12 protein-coding genes and 1 pseudogene are annotated in these 15,791 nt (G+C 68.4%); 6 read left to right on the forward strand and 7 right to left on the reverse strand.

What is annotated here, in order from left to right; genetic code table 11:
* Nucleotides 1–9: 9 nt before the first annotated feature.
* The 4 genes from H165_RS0102325 to H165_RS0102340 all read left to right on the forward strand — a co-directional run bounded on the left by H165_RS0102325 (nt 10) and on the right by H165_RS0102340 (nt 5,235).
* A complete protein-coding gene (locus tag H165_RS0102325; protein ID WP_017937294.1) occupies nt 10–369 on the forward strand; it encodes a hypothetical protein in 360 nt (119 codons plus the stop codon).
* A gap of 145 nt (nt 370–514) precedes the next feature.
* Nucleotides 515–3,931, forward strand: coding sequence for an AAA family ATPase (locus H165_RS0102330; RefSeq protein WP_017937295.1), 3,417 nt, complete (start codon nt 515–517; stop codon nt 3,929–3,931).
* Between the two features lie 69 nt (nt 3,932–4,000).
* Nucleotides 4,001–4,543: a hydrolase gene (locus tag H165_RS0102335; RefSeq protein WP_017937296.1), complete on the forward strand. Its 543-nt coding sequence runs from the start codon at nt 4,001–4,003 to the stop codon at nt 4,541–4,543.
* Nucleotides 4,544–4,629: 86 nt separating this feature from the next.
* Nucleotides 4,630–5,235, forward strand: coding sequence for a Dps family protein (locus H165_RS0102340; RefSeq protein WP_017937297.1), 606 nt, complete (start codon nt 4,630–4,632; stop codon nt 5,233–5,235).
* Between the two features lie 5 nt (nt 5,236–5,240).
* Here H165_RS0102340 and rlmF read toward each other — a convergent pair whose 3' ends face one another.
* The 3 genes from rlmF to H165_RS0102355 all read right to left on the reverse strand — a co-directional run bounded on the left by rlmF (nt 5,241) and on the right by H165_RS0102355 (nt 8,434).
* Complete coding sequence (gene rlmF / locus H165_RS0102345) at nt 5,241–6,197, reverse strand: 23S rRNA (adenine(1618)-N(6))-methyltransferase RlmF (protein ID WP_017937298.1); 957 nt, start codon at nt 6,195–6,197, stop codon at nt 5,241–5,243.
* A gap of 63 nt (nt 6,198–6,260) precedes the next feature.
* On the reverse strand, nt 6,261–8,093 hold the full coding sequence (locus H165_RS0102350) for an SLC13 family permease (protein ID WP_017937299.1): 1,833 nt from the start codon (nt 8,091–8,093) through the stop codon (nt 6,261–6,263).
* A 44-nt stretch (nt 8,094–8,137) separates the two neighbouring features.
* Nucleotides 8,138–8,434 (reverse strand): winged helix-turn-helix domain-containing protein, encoded by a 297-nt coding sequence (locus H165_RS0102355; RefSeq protein ID WP_017937300.1) that lies wholly within the window; start codon nt 8,432–8,434, stop codon nt 8,138–8,140.
* Nucleotides 8,435–8,711: 277 nt separating this feature from the next.
* Here H165_RS0102355 and H165_RS18930 point away from each other — a divergent pair, with 277 nt between their 5' ends.
* The gene (locus H165_RS18930) at nt 8,712–9,407 is read left to right on the forward strand and encodes a hypothetical protein (protein ID WP_017937301.1); all 696 of its coding nucleotides are present in this window, start codon (nt 8,712–8,714) and stop codon (nt 9,405–9,407) included.
* Complete coding sequence (locus H165_RS19550; RefSeq protein WP_155943571.1) at nt 9,404–10,567, forward strand: DUF6976 family protein; 1,164 nt, start codon at nt 9,404–9,406, stop codon at nt 10,565–10,567. Before H165_RS18930 ends, H165_RS19550 begins: the two co-directional genes overlap by 4 nt.
* Here the strand turns inward: H165_RS19550 and H165_RS18290 are convergent.
* The 4 genes and pseudogenes from H165_RS18290 to H165_RS0102395 all read right to left on the reverse strand — a co-directional run bounded on the left by H165_RS18290 (nt 10,453) and on the right by H165_RS0102395 (nt 15,784).
* Nucleotides 10,453–11,497 (reverse strand): annotated as a pseudogene (locus H165_RS18290) (SulP family inorganic anion transporter). The gene H165_RS19550 and the pseudogene H165_RS18290 sit on opposite strands and share 115 nt — an antisense overlap.
* A 438-nt stretch (nt 11,498–11,935) precedes the next feature.
* Nucleotides 11,936–14,767, reverse strand: a complete 2,832-nt coding sequence (locus tag H165_RS0102385; protein WP_017937305.1) for a valine--tRNA ligase — start codon at nt 14,765–14,767, stop codon at nt 11,936–11,938.
* Between the two features lie 114 nt (nt 14,768–14,881).
* Nucleotides 14,882–15,241 carry a hypothetical protein gene (locus H165_RS0102390; RefSeq protein ID WP_026146297.1) on the reverse strand — a complete coding sequence of 120 codons (360 nt, stop codon included), beginning with the start codon at nt 15,239–15,241 and terminating at the stop codon, nt 14,882–14,884.
* Between the two features lie 123 nt (nt 15,242–15,364).
* Nucleotides 15,365–15,784 carry a DNA polymerase III subunit chi gene (locus tag H165_RS0102395; RefSeq protein ID WP_017937307.1) on the reverse strand — a complete coding sequence of 140 codons (420 nt, stop codon included), beginning with the start codon at nt 15,782–15,784 and terminating at the stop codon, nt 15,365–15,367.
* Nucleotides 15,785–15,791 lie beyond the last annotated feature (7 nt).

Here is a 15,791-nt window from a genome sequence, read left to right on the forward strand (position 1 = left end):
AGGAGCTCGATGCACCCGTTTCTGCAGAAAACCCTGGGCGGCCTGTCCGCGCAGTATTACTTCCGCCAACTGGTGTTTGGCGTAGGCCTCGCGGCCCTGTTCATCTTCCTCGCGAGCCAGGGCGGGCACTCGCCGTCGTTCGGCCAGTTGGCGTTCGCGGTGGTCAGCACTCTGCTGTATCCCTACTCGCGCTTCGTCTACGAGAGCGTGGTCGGCTTCATCATGGGCAACAACCTGTTCCTGGTGAACGCCCTGGTCATGCTGACGGTGAAGTTCGTCACCATGCTCATGTGCTGGGCCTTCGCGCTCTTCGTCGCGCCCCTTGGCCTGGTCTACCTGTACGTCCACCACAGCCGCCAGGCGGGCTGACACCAGCCTCGCATGCAGGGCCGACCCCAGGCGGGTCGGCCCTGTCGTTTCCAGTCCGGTCCCTTCTCGTGCGGGGCGCGCCGGCGCCTGTACAAGCGCGGTGACGATGTCAGAATGGCCGTTTTCAACGGCTAGCGACCCGTGCATGAAGATCCTCAGCCTGCGCCTGAAGAACCTCAACTCGCTGAAGGGCGAGTGGAAGATCGACTTCACTGCCGAACCCTTCGCCGGCAACGGCCTGTTCGCCATTACCGGGCCGACCGGCGCCGGCAAGACCACCCTGCTGGATGCCATCTGCCTGGCGCTCTATCACCGCACCCCGCGCATGGACCGGGTCGGCGGTGAGAACGAGCTGATGACCCGGCACACCGCCGACTGCCTGGCGGAGGTGGAATTCGAGGTCAAGGGCCAGGCCTACCGGGCCTTCTGGAGCCAGCGCCGGGCCCGCGGCAAGGCCGACGGCGCCCTGCAGGCACCCAGGGTGGAGCTGGCCCGGGCCGACGGGGAGATCCTCGCCGACAAGGTCAACGACAAGCTGCGCTGCATCGAGTCGCTCACCGGCCTGGACTTCGAGCGCTTCACCAAGTCCATGCTGCTCGCCCAGGGCGGTTTCGCGGCCTTTCTGGAGGCCAACGCCAACCAACGCGCGGAACTGCTGGAGGAACTGACCGGCACTGAGATCTACGGGCAGATCTCCCAGCGGGTGTTCGAGCGCACCCGCGAGGTGAAAAGCGAGCTCGACCAACTGCGTGCCCGCGCCGAGGGCGTGGAGCTGCTCGGCGAGGAACGGCGCGCCGCCCTGCAGGCCGAGTCCGCCGGACTGGCCAGCCAGGAACGGGCGCTGCAGGAACGCCAGCAGCACCTGCAGGCGCAGCGTCTGTGGCACGAGGCGCTGGAACGGGCGCTGGCGCAGCAGCGCAGCGCCGAGGCTAGGCTGCAGGCTGCGCTGGCCGAACAGGAACAGGCGAGGCCGCAGCTGGCAAGACTGGAGGCCAGCGAGCCGGCCGAACGCCTGCGCCTGCCCCATGCCGACTGGCAGCGTGCCCGCCAGGCGCTGGTGGACAGCGAACAGAGCCTGGTGCGTCTGGCCGCCGAACGTGGCGAGGCCGAGCGCCAGGTGCAGGACAGCCTGGCCCTGGCGCGGCAGGCCAGTCGCCAGCTCGCTGACGAGTGCCAGGCCCGCCACGCGGCGCTGGAGCGCCGGCTTGGCGAGCTCGCCGCGCGCCTGGCCGCGCAGCCGAAACTGGCCCTGCTGGGCGAGCGGCTGGGCGGCTGGCGCGAGCAGTTCGAGCGGCGCCGCCAGCTGCAGGCGGAAGTTCAGGAGCTGGATAAGCAGTGCCGCGACAGCGAAGCCGGGGCCGCGCAACTGAGCGCGCGGCTCGCCGATCAGGAACGGGCCCTGGTCGAAGCCCGACAGGCCCTGGATCAGGCCCGCCATGCCGAGGCCGAGTGCCGGGCGCACTACCAGCAGCTGCTTGCCGGGCAGAGCGAGGTCGGGCTGCGCGACTCCTGGCAGCGTCTGCACGCGCGGGGCGGCCAGCTGAATCAGCTGCAGGCCCTGGAACTCAGCCGCCGCCAGCTCGCAGAGGAACTGGCCCGGCTGGCCGCCAGTCTGGGCGATCTCGACACCCAGCACGGCCAGGCGGAAACCCGCCGGCAGGCGCTGGTCGAGCAGTACCGCGAGTTGCGCGAACGTATCGCCGATCAGGAAAGGCTGCTGGAACAGGAGCGCCGCATCCAGGCCCTGGAAAGTCATCGGGCGCAGCTGCGGCCCGGCGAACCCTGCCCGCTGTGCGGCTCCCGCGAGCACCCGGCCGTCGAGCGCTACCAGGCCCTCGACGTGCCGCGCACCGAACAGCGCCTGCAGGAGCTGCGCGCCAGACAGGAACAGATCCGCGAGCAGGGCGAGGCTGCCCGCGACCGACTGACCCGGCTGGCCGCCCAGCGCGAGCAGGCCATCCGCCAACGCGAGCAGCTGGAGCGCCAGCGCGGCGAACTGGAGGCGCAGCGGCAACAGCTGTGCGCCGAACTGCAGCTGAATCCCGAAGGGCTCGACCTGCCGCAGCTGGTTCAGCAGCAGAGCAGCGAACTGAAGGCGCTGGAAGACCAGCTGAAGGCCCTGGAGCAGGCGCGCGCCGTCCTGGAGCGGGCCCGCCAGCGGTGCCAGGCGTGCGAGCAGGACTGCGCCGGGCAGGCCCATCAGCTGGAGCTCGGCCGCCAGCAGCTGGCCGGCCTGCAGAGCCAGCAGGCCGAGCTGCGCCGGCGCCTGAGCCAGCGCCAGGCCGACTGGCAGGCGGAGGGCGAGCGCCTGGCCGCGGCTCTGGGCGAGCTGGGCTACGCACTGCCGGAGGACGACCAGACTTGGCTGGCCGAGCGTGAGGCTGAGTGGCAGGCCCGCCAGGCGGACGAGCGCCAGCAGCACGCTCTGGAGCAGCAGCGGGCGAGTCTCGCCGCCGAGCTGGCCGGCAGCCAGCAAGTGGCCCTGCGCTGGCAGCGACGCTGGAGCGAACTGGCCCTGGCCGAGCGGTCGCTAGCGCCCTTCGCGGATGCCGGGGAGGCGCTGCGCCGGGCGGAGCGCGAACTACTCGGTGCCGAACAGCGCGTGCAGGCCTTGCAGGGCCGGCAGGCGGCGGAGAAGGAACGCGCCGAGCAGTTGCGCGAGCAGTTGCACCGGGCCGAGGCCGCCTGGCAGCGGGCCCTGGCCGCCAGCCCCTTCGCCGACGAGACCGGCTTTCTCGCGGCGCTGCTGGACGACGAGCAGCGCCGGGCCCTCGGCGAGCTGCGCCAGCGCCTGGAGCGGGCCAGCACCGAGGCCCGGGCGCTGCTGCACGGCAGCCTGGCCGAGGTGCAGCGCCTGCAGGCCGCGCCACCGCCGATCAGCGACCGCGCCCAGCTGGACGCCGAATGGCAGGCTCTCGGCGAGCAGCTGCGCCAGCTCGGCCAGCGCCAGGGCGAGATCCGTGCCCAGCTGCGCGACGACGACGCTCGCCGCGAGGGCCAGCAGGCGCTGTTCGCCGCCATCGCCGCGCAGGAGGCCGACTACGCGCTCTGGCAGCGCCTCAACGGCCTGATCGGCTCGGCGGACGGCGCCAAGTACCGGCGCTTCGCCCAAGGCCTGACCCTCGACCACCTGGTCTACCTCGCCAACCGCCAGCTGCAGCGCCTGCACGGCCGCTACCGGCTGGCGCGGCGCAGTGGCGGCGAACTGGAGCTGGAGGTGGTGGACACCTGGCAGGGCGACGTGGCACGCGACTGCCGCACCCTGTCCGGCGGCGAGAGCTTTCTGGTCAGCCTGGCGCTGGCTCTGGCGCTCTCCGACCTGGTCAGCCACCGCACCAGCATCGACTCGCTGTTCCTCGACGAAGGCTTCGGCACCCTGGACGGGGAAACCCTGGAAGTTGCCCTGGATGCCCTGGATGCGCTCAACGCCGGCGGCAAGATGATCGGCGTGATCAGCCACGTCGAGGCGCTCAAGGAGCGCATCCCGGTGCAGATCCGGGTGCACAAGGGCGTCGGCCTGGGCTACAGCCGTCTGGACCGCCGCTTCGCCGTGGAGGCCTGACGCCAGCGCTCAGCCCGTCCCCATTCCCGCTCCCCCAAGGGAGAAGGGGAAACCAACAAGGAGAACGCCATGCTGATCGATCCCAAGCACTCCGCTCTGCTGATCATCGACATCCAGGAGCGCCTGTTCCCCGCCATCCACGAGGGCATGGCGCTGCTCGACCACGCCGACTGGCTGCTGCAGGTGGCGCAGTGCCTCGGCGTGCCGGTGATCGCCACCGAGCAGTACCCCAAGGGGCTGGGGCCGACCCTGGCGCGGCTGCGCGAACGCCTGATGCCATCCGCCCTGGTGGAGAAGATCCACTTCTCCGCTGCCGCCGAGCCGGGGCTGTTCGCCGCGCCGGGCGGCGAGCGCCGGCAGTTCGTGGTGATCGGCACCGAGGCGCACGTCTGCGTGCTGCAGACGGCGCTGGACCTGCTCGGCCAGGGACGGGAGGTGTTCGTGGTGGCCGAGGCGGTCGGCTCGCGGCGTGCCGAGGACAAGGCTCTGGCTCTGGAGCGCCTGCGCCAGGCCGGGGCGCAGATCGTCTCGCGGGAAATGGTCGCCTTCGAATGGCTGCAGCGTGCCGGCACCGAGCTGTTCCGCGAGATCAGCCGGCAGTTCATCCGCTGACCGTTGCGGATTACTACTTTCCGCTGCTTTGAAAGTGCGGCGCAGAGGACTAACCTGAGAACTTTCCTAGTCACAAGGGGATCGTGATGAGCAAGCCCGCTGCAACGCCCAAGAAAACCGCCGCCAAGGCCAAACCGGCGGCGACCAAGAAAGTCGCTGCGTCCAAGCCGGCCGCCGGCAAGCGCCGCACGGCGGTGCTCGCCACACCGTCGGACCTGAAAAGCGACGCCACCCGTGACCTCGGCGCTGCGCTGACTCGCCTGCTGGCCGATGTCTTCGCCCTGTACCTGAAGACCAAGAACTTCCACTGGCACGTCAGCGGCCCGCACTTCCGCGACTACCACCTGCTGCTCGATGAGCAGGCCGGCGAGATCTTCGCCATGACCGATGCCATTGCCGAGCGGGTGCGCAAGATCGGCGCCACCACCATCCGCTCCATCGGCCATATCGCCCGCCTGCAGCGCATCCTCGACAACGATGCCGAGTACGTGCAGCCGCTGGACATGCTGGCCGAGCTGCAGGAGGACAACAAGAATCTCGCCGCCTACATGCGCGAAGTGCACGGCATGTGCGACGAGTACAACGACATCGCCACCGCCAGCCTGATCGAGAACTGGATCGACGAGACCGAGCGGCGCACCTGGTTCCTGTTCGAGACCAGCCGCCACTCCGACCCCAACACCGGTCACTGAGCCCCTCAGGCCCTGGAGGCGGCGGCCCAGTCGCGGCGCTGCCGTTCCTCCAGGAAGGTCCAGGCCACCAGGCGGCTCTGCTTGTTGCCCTGGGCCATGCCGATCACCCGCACCTCACGGGCGTCGGCCTTGTGCAGCGCCCGTTCCACCTGCGGCAGGTTGCCGGCCTTGGAGACCAGGCTGCTGAACCAGCAGACCTGCTCGGCGCAGGCCGCGCTCTCGGCCACCATGCGTAGCAGGAAACCCGCCTCGCCGCCCTCGCACCACAGCTCGTTGCTCTGCCCACCGAAGTTCAGTAGTGGCAGCTTGCGCTTCGGGTCGAGCTTGCCCAGGTTGCGCCACTTGCGCCGGCTGCCGCTGTGCGCTTCGGCGGCGGAGCTGTGGAAGGGTGGGTTGCAGAGCGTCAGGTCGAAACGCTCGCCGGGCTGCAGCAGGCCGGCGAAGATCCGCTTCGGCTGGTGCTGGCGGCGCAGCTCGATGACTTCCTCCAGGTGGTTTGCGCGGATGATGGCCTGCGCCGAGGCCAGGGCGGTGGGGTCTATGTCGCTGCCGGTGAAGCGCCAGCCGTACTCGCAGTGGCCGATCAGCGGGTAGATGCAGTTCGCCCCGGTGCCGATGTCGAGCACCCGCACGGTCCTGCCGCGAGGGGTCTGACCGCCGCGCTCCTCGGCCAGCAGGTCGGCCAGGCAGTGCAGGTAGTCGGCGCGGCCGGGGATCGGCGGGCACAGGTAGCCGGGCGGGATGTCCCAGAACTGAAGGCCGTAGTAGCGCCTGAGCAGGGCGCGGTTGAGTACCTTGACCGCCTCCGGGTCGGCGAAGTCCAGGCTCTGCTTGCCGTACGGGTTGATGATCAGGAAGCGCCCCAGCTCCGGGCTGGCCTTGATCAGCTGGGGGAAGTCGTAGCGGCCCTGGTGGCGGTTGCGCGGATGCAGCGTGGCAGGCGGTTTGCGCGATTGGCTCATGGTGCAGGAGGCGGTGGTGCGGGGCGCGCATTGTCCCACAGCCGCCACGCACCGGGGAGTGCACTAGGGCCGCAGCGGCAGCAGCCAGGGCACCATGAGCACGCAGACCAGCATCACCAGCAGGGTGAAGGGCACGCCCAGCCTGACGAAGTCGCCGAAGCGGTAGTGGCCGGGGCCGAGCACCAGGGTGTTGACCGGCGAGGACACCGGGGTCATGAAGGCCGCCGAGGCGGCCAGCGCGACGATCATCGCGAAAGGCGCGGGCGAAGCGCCCAGCTGCTGGGCGGTGGCGATGGCCACCGGGGCCATGAGCACGGCCGTCGCGGTGTTGGAGATGAACAGGCCGATCAGCGCGGTGACCAGGAACAGCCCGGCGAGGATCAGGTAGGGGCCGGCGCCGCCCAGCGCGGTCACCAGCCCCTGCACCGCCAGGGCGATGCCGCCGGTCTTCTCCAGAGCCAGGGCGAAGGGCAGCATGCCGACGATCAGCAGCAGGGTCGGCCAGTGGATGGCGCGGTAGGCGCTGTCCATGTCGATGCAGCGGAACAGGCCCATCAGCAGGCAGGTGATCAGCGCCGCCAGCACGTTGGGCACCAGCCCGCTGACCATCAGCACCACCATCACCAGCAGGCTGAGCAGGGCGAAGGGCGCCTGGCTGGCCGCCGGGGCCACCTCGTCCACCTCCGCCGGCAGGCTGAGTACCAGGAAGTCGCGGGAGCGGGCCTGCAGCTGGCGGATCGCTTTCCAGGTGCCGACCACCAGCAGGGTGTCGCCGAGGCGCAGCTTCTCCTCCACCAGATTGTCCTCCAGAGCCTGGCGGTTGCGCCGCAGGCCCACCACGTTGAGGTCGTGCTGGGTGCGGAAGGCCACCTCGCTGAGGCTCCGGCCGATCAGGGCGGATTCCGGCGGCAGGGTCACCTCGGCCATGCCTACCTCGTGGGACTGGTCGGTGAAGTAGTGGCCGCGCAGCGGCAGCGGCTCCAGGGCCATGTCGTGATAGAAGCCGAGCAGGTCGAGGTTCGGCGCGAACAGGTCGACCAGCAGCACGTCGCCGCTCTTCAGTTCGGTGGCCGCACTGGGGCTGATCAGCTTGCGGCGGAAGTGGCTGTAGCGCTCCACCGCCACTACGTTCATGCCTTGGTTGCGGCGCAGGTCCAGCTCGTCCAGGGTCTTGCCGATCAGCGGCGATCGGCTGCCGACCCGCAGGCGCCGCTCGCGGCCGGCCAGCCGGTAGTCCGCGATCAGTTGCTGGAAGGTGCGCCGCGCCTCGGGCTGCCCGTCGGCCGGGGCCTCGCCCAGCCAGCGCCGGGCGAACAGCATGTAGACGATGCCCAGGGCGAGGATCGCCAGGCCGAAGGGCGTGAAGGCGAAGAAGGAGAAGCCCTCCAGACCGTGGCGCACCAGCTCGGCGTGGATCACCAGGTTGGGCGGGGTGGCCACCAGGGTGAGCATGCCGCTGATCAGTCCGGCGACGCTGAGCGGCATCATCAGCCGGCGTGGCGACAGCTTGAGGCGGTTGGCCACGCTGAGTACCACCGGGATGAAGATGGCCACCACTCCGGTGGAGCTCATCACCGAACCCAGCCCGGCCACGCAGAGCATCAGCAGCACCAGCAGGCGCGTCTCGCTGTTGCCGGCCCGCGCCACCAGCCAGTCGCCGAGCCGGTAGGCCACGCCGGTGCGCACCAGGCCGTCGCCGATCACGAACAGCGCGGCGATCAGCACCACGCTGGGGTCGGCGAAGCCGGCCAGGGCCTCCTGGGCGGTGAGCACGCCGGACAGCGGCAGGCCGAGGATCACCAGCAGCGCCACCACGTCCATGCGTGGTCGGTTGCAGGCGAACATCAGCACGGTGGCCAGCAGCAGGCCGAGCACCCAGAGCAGTTCGAGCGTCACGCGGCAGTCTCCTGATCGGCGGAGGAATGGGCGGGCCAGTCTACTCAGGGATAGCCGAGCAGCGCCTTGATCTGCGGCAGATGCCCTGCCACCCAGCGCGGGTCGATCGGCCCCCAGTCGCGGATGCGGTAGCGGCCGGCGTTGTTGCGCTCGCCCTCGGCCTGCTCGAACGCGCAGTCGATGTCCAGCTCGCCCAGGGCGTTCAGGGTGTCCTGGGCGGTGCGCCGCGGCATGCCGGTGACGCTCATCAGTTCGGGGACGTTGCTGGCGGTGCCGCTGTCGATCAGCCAGGCGACGTAGAGACGGCGGTAGAAGCTGGTGCGGGTCTTGCTGATGTCCATGTCGAAGGTCCGTGGCCAGAAGCTGGGGCGTTCCCGGACCGCGCGCTCCTCTTCGTCCTGCGATGCGCAGCACAGAATCGTGCACGGGGCGGGTCGGGCGAAGTCCGGCGGTTTGCGGCGAACAACCCGGGGTTTTCCCGGAAGTTGCCCAATATCCGCTACTTCCGAACGATGGTCGAATACTCCCTTGGTCGGCTTGCTCATGGACCAAGGTTGACCGGCGGAAATTTCTGCCTCGGGTAAGTTCTTCGCGTCAGCAGCTACCCAGGACAGACCCGTGAAGGACAACGAAATCTTCCGCCATCTGCTCGATATTACTGCTCCCTGGCAAATCAGCCATATCCGGGTCGACGCCCCGGTCCGGGAGGTACATGTCTATCTGGACTACGGCAAGACCTGGTTCGGGCGCCGCCTGCTCGACAAGGCCAGGACCCGCTGGCGGCACGTCAACCTCGGCAGTTACCTGAGCTACGTCTACGCGCCGGTGGAGGAACTCGCCAGGACGCCCCGGCAGCCGTTCCTCGGCCGGCCGGGCAGCGACTTCACCTTCGGGCTGGCCGAGGACTTCGCCCGTCACCTGCTCTCCGGCCTGGATCACCGCCAGGTCGGCGAAATTCTGCTGATCGACCCGCACCTGACCTGGCAGATCCGCCACAGCCTGGAGGCAGGGCGGGCAGGCAACGCCGCCCAGACTGCCTTTGCCGAGGGTTCTCCGGACGAGGCCTTCCTGCCGCCGGCCCAGCATCCGGTCTGGCTGGAGCTGCTGGAGAACGAGGAGCTGTGGGAAATCCGCCAGCTGGGCCTGAAGCTGCTGCTGTCCCGGGCCCGCCAGAACCTAGCCCGCCTGAACGACGAACAGGCCCGGCTGCTCAAGGCCAGTGAGATCCGGCGCTTCTTCATCAAGCACCAGTCCCACCTGCGCCACGAGATCGAGCAGCTACGGAAGCACATTCGCCAGGGTGTATCGTCATGAAACCATTCTCCGGATTGCTGTCGCCCGCAGAGACCAGCGAACTCATCCGGCAGGGCCGGGCTCTGATCATCTCCGGCACCGCCGAGCTGCTGAGCCAGTTGCCCAGCGGCAACTGGATCGGCGGCACCACGCCCTACGCCATGACCCGGCAGGGCGCCGGGCAGTTCCCCGACAGGCTCTTCGTGCAGTCCCTGGGCCTGGCCGTGGCGCGGATCCGTGCCTACGACCGGGAAGAACTGCCCGGCTTCCTCTACGACGCCCCGGAGCACGGGCTGAGCGTGCTGATCCTGCCCTCGGCCAGCGACATCCTCGAGGACTACGCCCAGCAGGCCCCGGACTATCCGGAGATGTACCTCAAACCGGTGGTCGGCTGGGTGGCCGGAGTGCCCCTGGAGCAGCTGGGCAGGGCGCCGGCGTTGACCTTCGATGGCAGTACCGGCCGGCATTTCAGCGACCAGGCAGTAGTTCTGCATCATGCCCTGGAGCACGGCCAGCAGGTGGATATCGACATCATCAATCCCTTCGAGCCGGGGGAGGGGCCGGCGGTGCGCTTCGAGCAGACCGGCTTCCAGGTGGAGTCCTGCCTGGTCGACGGCCAGCCTGCCAACTTCGCCCGCTTCATCGAGCAGCAGGGGATCGACCCGCGCTGGCCGCTGGTGGCCGACTACTGCGGAGCCATGATCAACGTCAGCATCCAGAAGGTGGAGGCGGACCGGGTGCAGTTCTACGCGCCGGTGTTCGCCGGTGTGGAATACCGCTTCGCCAGGCCGATCGAGCACTTCCGCGAGCGCTTTCTGGCCGAGCTGAGTGAACAGCGGGAGGAGCCGCTGTTCGGCTGCAACTGCATCCTTAATTACCTGCACGCCGGACTGGAATTACCTGCACGCCGGACTGGAGGGCAGCCGCACCGCCGCCCTGAGCGGCCCCATCGCCTTCGGCGAGATCGCCTGGCAGCTGCTCAACCAGACCGTGGTGCTGGTCAGGCCGGTGGAGTGAGGCACGGCATCACGGCCGGGCCAAGGCGCCGGCGGGGCCGCCGAGTCCGTCAGGCGGTCTGCAATCCGGAACGCTTGAGCAACTGCCTGCAGCGCGCCGAGAGGTTGTGCACGCGTAGCTGCTTGCCGGCGCGCAGGGTCTTGAGCGCGGCGATGGCCGAGTAGTCGACCAAGCTCAGGTGGCGGCAGTCCAGCACCACCTGTTCGGGATCGCCGGCCGGGTCGAACTGGTTGAGGAAGGGCGTGGTGGAGGCGAAGAACAGGGTGCCGTGCACCTGGTAGAGCTCGCTGTCGTCGGCCTGCAGATGGCTGTCGGCGTACAGCTCGCGGGCGTGCTGCCAGGCGAAGTTCAGCGCGGCGATGACGATGCCGCAGAGCACCGCGGTGGCCAGGTCGGTGGCCACGGTGATGGCGGTCACCGCGACTATCACCAGCACGTCGTTGAAGGGCACTCCAGCGTCCAGGGCACTTCCGGCAGGGCGAAGCCTGGCAGGCCGCCGGCGATCTCGGCCATGTCGCCCAGGGTGCGGGTCGGCAGGTCGAGCAGATAGACCGCCAGCCCGACGCTCAGGATCGCCACCAGCGCCGGCGGCACGCTGCGCGTCAGCTTCGGCAGCAGGTAGACGATGGCCATGGTCGCCGCCACCAGGCCGAGCATCAGATACAGCTCGCTGCCTGCAGCCAGCCGGTTTCCGTGCGGAAGTGCTCCAGCTGCGACAGAGCGATGATGATCGCCAGGCCGTTGACGAAACCGATCATCACCGAATGCGGGACCATCCGCACCAGCTTGCCCAGGCGCAGCAGCCCGAAGGTCATCATCACCAGTCCGGCCAGCACCACGGTGGCGAAGAAGTACTGCACGCCATGCTCGGCCACCAGTGCCACTATCACCACCGCCATGGAGCCCGCCGCCCCGGAAATCATCCCCGGTCGCCCGCCGAACAGCGCGGTCAGCGTGCAGATGATGAAAGCGCCATATAGACCCATCAGCGGATTGAGCTGCGCCAGCAGGGCAAAGGCGAGGCACTCGGGAACCAGGGCAAAGGACGTAGTCAGGCCGGCCAGAGCGTCGGCGCGGAGGCGTTGGAGCTTCATTGGTGGGGGGACCGTACAGCGGGGAGGGAAAAAAGGGGCGGATATTACGCAAGCCGGCACTGGAGGACCAGTGTGGGCCTGAATGAGTGTCGCAGGGGGATCTTGGGGCCGGGAGTGCGAAGTGATTTCGAAAGAGACAGGGAGGGGCGTCCTTATTCTTTCGCCGTGGCTGGCGGCTCAGTCTGTTTGGCCGGTGGCCAGGTCGGCTTGAGGCATGTTGGCGCCGCTGCTCTGGAGCCTTTTGCCTGGTCGACAGGCTTCAGCCCGGTGAGTCATGTCTCTGGAGCCTTCTTTACATTGGGCGTCGGAAGCTATGGGGCGGCTCGCTGGAAAATCGAGTCCGGTGACAGTGCCCCTTTGGGGCTGATCCGATCCCATAAAGCGACGCCCCGCACAGTGAAGGTGCGGGGCGTCGTTTGTAGCGCTTCTGGCTAAGGCTTAGAGCGCGGCTATCTTCTCGCGCTGCTCGACCAGCTTGGTCAGCGCCAGTTCGGCTTCGGCCAGCTTGGCCCGTTCCTTCTCGATCACCGCGGCCGGGGCCTTGGCGACGAAGCCTTGGTTGGAAAGCTTGCCGCCGACGCGCTTGACCTCGCCGTCCAGGCGGGCGATTTCCTTGTCCAGGCGGGCCAGTTCGGCAGTCTTGTCGATCAGTCCGGCCATCGGTACCAGCACCTGCATCTCGCCCACCAGGGCGGTGGCGGACATCGGCGCTTCCTCGCCGGGCTGCAGCACGCGGATGCTTTCCAGCTTGGCCAGCTTCATCAGCAGCGGCTGGTTCTCGGCCAGGCGGCGCAGGTCTTCCGAGTTGGCGTTGGCCAGTACCAGGTCGATGCGTTTGGCCATGGAGATGTTCATCTCCCCGCGGATCTGGCGGACGCCGAGCATCAGGGCCTTGACCCATTCGATGTCGCCTTCGGCGGCGGCGTCGATCTTGCTCTCGTCGGCCACCGGCCAGGGCTGCAGCATCAGGGTGGCGCCGCTCTTGCCGGCCGAGGCCTTGATGCGCTGCCAGATTTCCTCGGTGATGAACGGCATGAACGGGTGGGCCAGGCGTAGGGCCACTTCCAGCACGCGCACCAGGGTGCGGCGGGTGCCGCGCTGGCGTTCGGGGTTGGCGTTCTCATCCCAGAGTACCGGCTTGACCAGTTCCAGGTACCAGGCGCAGTACTCGTCCCAGATGAATTCGTAGAGGGTCTGGGCGGCCAGGTCGAAGCGGAAGGCCTCCAGGTGGCGGGTGACGTCCTGCTCGGCGCGCTGCAGGCGGGAGATGATCCAGCGGTCCACCGAGGACAGTTCCACCGGCTCGCCGTTGACCCCGCAGTCCTTGCCGTCGGTGTTGTCGATGACGAAGTTGGCGGCGTTCCAGATCTTGTTGCAGAAGTTGCGGAAGCCTTCGACGCGGCCCATGTCGAACTTGATGTCGCGGCCGGTGGAGGCCAGCGAGCAGAAGGTGAAGCGCAGGGCGTCGGTGCCGTAGCTGGCGATGCCTTCGGGGAATTCGGCGCGGGTCTGCTTGGCGATCTTCTCGGCCAGCTTGGGCTGCATCATGCCGCTGGTGCGCTTGGCCACCAGGGACTCCAGGTCGATGCCGTCGACGATGTCCAGCGGGTCGAGCACGTTGCCCTTGGACTTGGACATCTTCTGGCCCTGGCCGTCGCGTACCAGACCGTGGACATAGACGGTCTTGAACGGGATCTGCCCGGTCAGGTGCAGGCTCATCATGATCATCCGGGCGACCCAGAAGAAGATGATGTCGAAGCCGGTGACCAGCACGTCGGTGGGGTGGAAGGTCTTGAGGAACTCGGTCTGCTCGGGCCAGCCGAGGGTGGAGAAGGTCCACAGCCCGGAGCTGAACCAGGTGTCCAGCACGTCGTCGTCCTGGCGCAGCGGTTTATCACCGAGGCCGTACTTGGCGCGCACTTCTTCTTCGCTACGGCCGACGTAGACGTTGCCGGCCTCGTCGTACCAGGCCGGGATGCGGTGGCCCCACCACAGCTGGCGGCTGATGCACCAGTCCTGGATGTCGCGCATCCAGCTGAAGTACATGTTCTCGTACTGCTTGGGCACGAACTGGATCTGCCCGCTTTCCACCGCGGCGATGGCCTTCTCGGCCAGGGGCTTGGTGGAGACGTACCACTGGTCGGTCAGCCAGGGCTCGATCACGGTGCCGGAGCGGTCGCCCTTGGGTACCTTGAGGGCGTGGTCTTCGATCTTCTCCAGCAGGCCGGCGGCCTGGAGGTCTTCGACGATCTTGCGGCGCGCGTCGAAGCGGTCGAGGTTGGCGTAGGCGGCCGGCAGGCTGGTGTCGATTTGCTCATTGACGCTGCCGTCGAAGTTGAACGCCTGGGCCTTCTCCAGCACCGCGGCGTTCTTGTCGAAGATGTTGATCAGCGGCAGGTTGTGGCGCTTGCCCACTTCGTAGTCGTTGAAGTCGTGGGCCGGGGTGATCTTCACGCAGCCGGTGCCGAACTCGCGGTCGACGTATTCGTCGGCGATGATCGGGATCAGGCGGCCCACCAGGGGCAGCACGATGTGCTTGCCGATCAGGCCCTTGTAGCGCTCGTCCTCGGGGTGCACGGCCACCGCGGTGTCGCCCAGCATGGTTTCCGGGCGGGTGGTGGCAACCACCAGGTAGTCCTTGCCTTCGGCGGTGGTGGCGCCGTCCGCCAGCGGGTAGCGCAGGTGCCAGAGGTGACCCTTCTCGTCGTGGTTCTCCACCTCCAGGTCGGAGATGGCGGTGTGGAACTTGGTGTCCCAGTTGACCAGGCGCTTGCCGCGGTAGATCAGGCCGTCCTCGTGGAGGCGCACGAAGGCTTCCTTGACGGCGTTGGACAGGCCCTCGTCCATGGTGAAGCGCTCGCGGCTCCAGTCCACCGAGGAGCCCAGGCGGCGGATCTGCCGGGTGATGGTGCCGCCGGACTGTTCCTTCCATTCCCAGACCTTCTCCAGGAACTTCTCGCGGCCGAGGTCGTGGCGGCCGATACCCTGGGCGGCCAGCTGACGTTCCACCACCATCTGGGTGGCGATGCCGGCGTGGTCGGTGCCCGGCTGCCAGAGGGTGTTGCGCCCCTGCATGCGGCGGAAGCGGATCAGCGCGTCCATGATCGCGTTGTTGAAACCATGCCCCATGTGCAGGCTGCCGGTGACGTTGGGCGGCGGCAGCATGATGGTGTAGGGCTTGCCGGAGCCCTGCGGGGCGAAGTAGTTCTTGGACTCCCACTCGGAGTACCAACGGGATTCAATGGCGTGCGGCTGGTAGGTCTTGTCCATGTGTGGTGGGACCGGAGGCTGAATAGATGGGAAAGCCCGCGAGTATACCAAGGCCGGGCGGCCTGCGGGGCATCGCGGGCGCGCTTGGGGCGCGTGTGCCTGGGCGGCAGGGGATCAGGAGCGGCGGGCGGCGAGCAGACGGCCGAGGCGGGCTTCCAGGCGGCGCTTCAGCTCGGCCTCGATCTGCGGCACGAAGTCGTCGATCACGTCCTGGAGGATCAATTGGGCGGCGGCGCGTAGTTCGCTCTCCAGGCGCTGATGTTCGCGGTCCGGCAGGCCGGCTTCCGGCGCCGGCGCGGCGGGCGCGGCCTGCGGGGCGGGCTCGATGACCTCGGAGAGCAGGGGGATGTCGTCGGTGTCGATCTGCTCGGTCAGCAGGGGCGGTTCCAGCCCTTCCTCGTCGAGCAGCTGGCGGATCGACTCGAGATCGTCGAGCAGGTGCGAGGGCGTGATGGGCGGCTTGGGGGTATCCATGGTGGCGGTTTTCGGCTGTTCGGTATCGCGGGTGGCAGGGGCGGCGAGCCGGAAGGGCGCAGGCCGCGGGTGCCGGTCGGTGCGGCCGTGCCTGGCCGACATGCTGCTGATCGCCGGAAGCGCTCAGAGTTCCACGCGACGGGGATCATAGCCCCGCTTGCGGTAAAGGAGGAAATTGTTCCGGCAGGCGGCGAGCAGCGGCGGGTCTTGGTTGACGATCTCGATCACCCGGGCGAAGCGCTCGACGTGGGGGGAGATGTCCGGCTGCAGGTTGACCAGCAGGCCCTGGGTGGCGGCCGGCTCCTCGTCGCGGCCGATCACCACCGGCGCCCGGGGATCGCTGGCAGCCAGGTCGTGGGGAATGAAGGCGTCGGCCTTGAAGCGCCAGAGCAGGTCGTCCAGCTCGCGGGCCTGGGCCTCGTCCTGGCAGCGCAGGAATACCGGCATCCCCGCCCGCCAGCCCTTCATCGCCAGCTTGCAGGCGGCCAGCAGGCGGCTGGCCTGGTCGCTGGAGGAGAGGACGTAGAACTCGATTCTCGGCATGGGGGAT

The sequence above is a fragment of the Pseudomonas thermotolerans DSM 14292 genome, from assembly GCF_000364625.1.
Taxonomy (GTDB): Bacteria; Pseudomonadota; Gammaproteobacteria; order Pseudomonadales; family Pseudomonadaceae; genus Aquipseudomonas; species Aquipseudomonas thermotolerans.

Bases quoted from the DNA above. Each gene is read 5' to 3' on its own strand.
- H165_RS0102325 (WP_017937294.1), top strand. From the start codon at position 10: ATGCACCCGTTTCTGCAGAAAACCCTGGGCGGCCTGTCCGCGCAGTAT.
- H165_RS0102330 (WP_017937295.1), top strand. From the start codon at position 515: ATGAAGATCCTCAGCCTGCGCCTGAAGAACCTCAACTCGCTGAAGGGC.
- H165_RS0102335 (WP_017937296.1), top strand. From the start codon at position 4,001: ATGCTGATCGATCCCAAGCACTCCGCTCTGCTGATCATCGACATCCAG.
- H165_RS0102340 (WP_017937297.1), top strand. From the start codon at position 4,630: ATGAGCAAGCCCGCTGCAACGCCCAAGAAAACCGCCGCCAAGGCCAAA.
- rlmF (WP_017937298.1), bottom strand. From the start codon at position 6,197: ATGAGCCAATCGCGCAAACCGCCTGCCACGCTGCATCCGCGCAACCGC.
- H165_RS0102355 (WP_017937300.1), bottom strand. From the start codon at position 8,434: ATGGACATCAGCAAGACCCGCACCAGCTTCTACCGCCGTCTCTACGTC.
- H165_RS19550 (WP_155943571.1), top strand. From the start codon at position 9,404: ATGAAACCATTCTCCGGATTGCTGTCGCCCGCAGAGACCAGCGAACTC.
- H165_RS0102385 (WP_017937305.1), bottom strand. From the start codon at position 14,767: ATGGACAAGACCTACCAGCCGCACGCCATTGAATCCCGTTGGTACTCC.
- H165_RS0102390 (WP_026146297.1), bottom strand. From the start codon at position 15,241: ATGGATACCCCCAAGCCGCCCATCACGCCCTCGCACCTGCTCGACGAT.
- H165_RS0102395 (WP_017937307.1), bottom strand. From the start codon at position 15,784: ATGCCGAGAATCGAGTTCTACGTCCTCTCCTCCAGCGACCAGGCCAGC.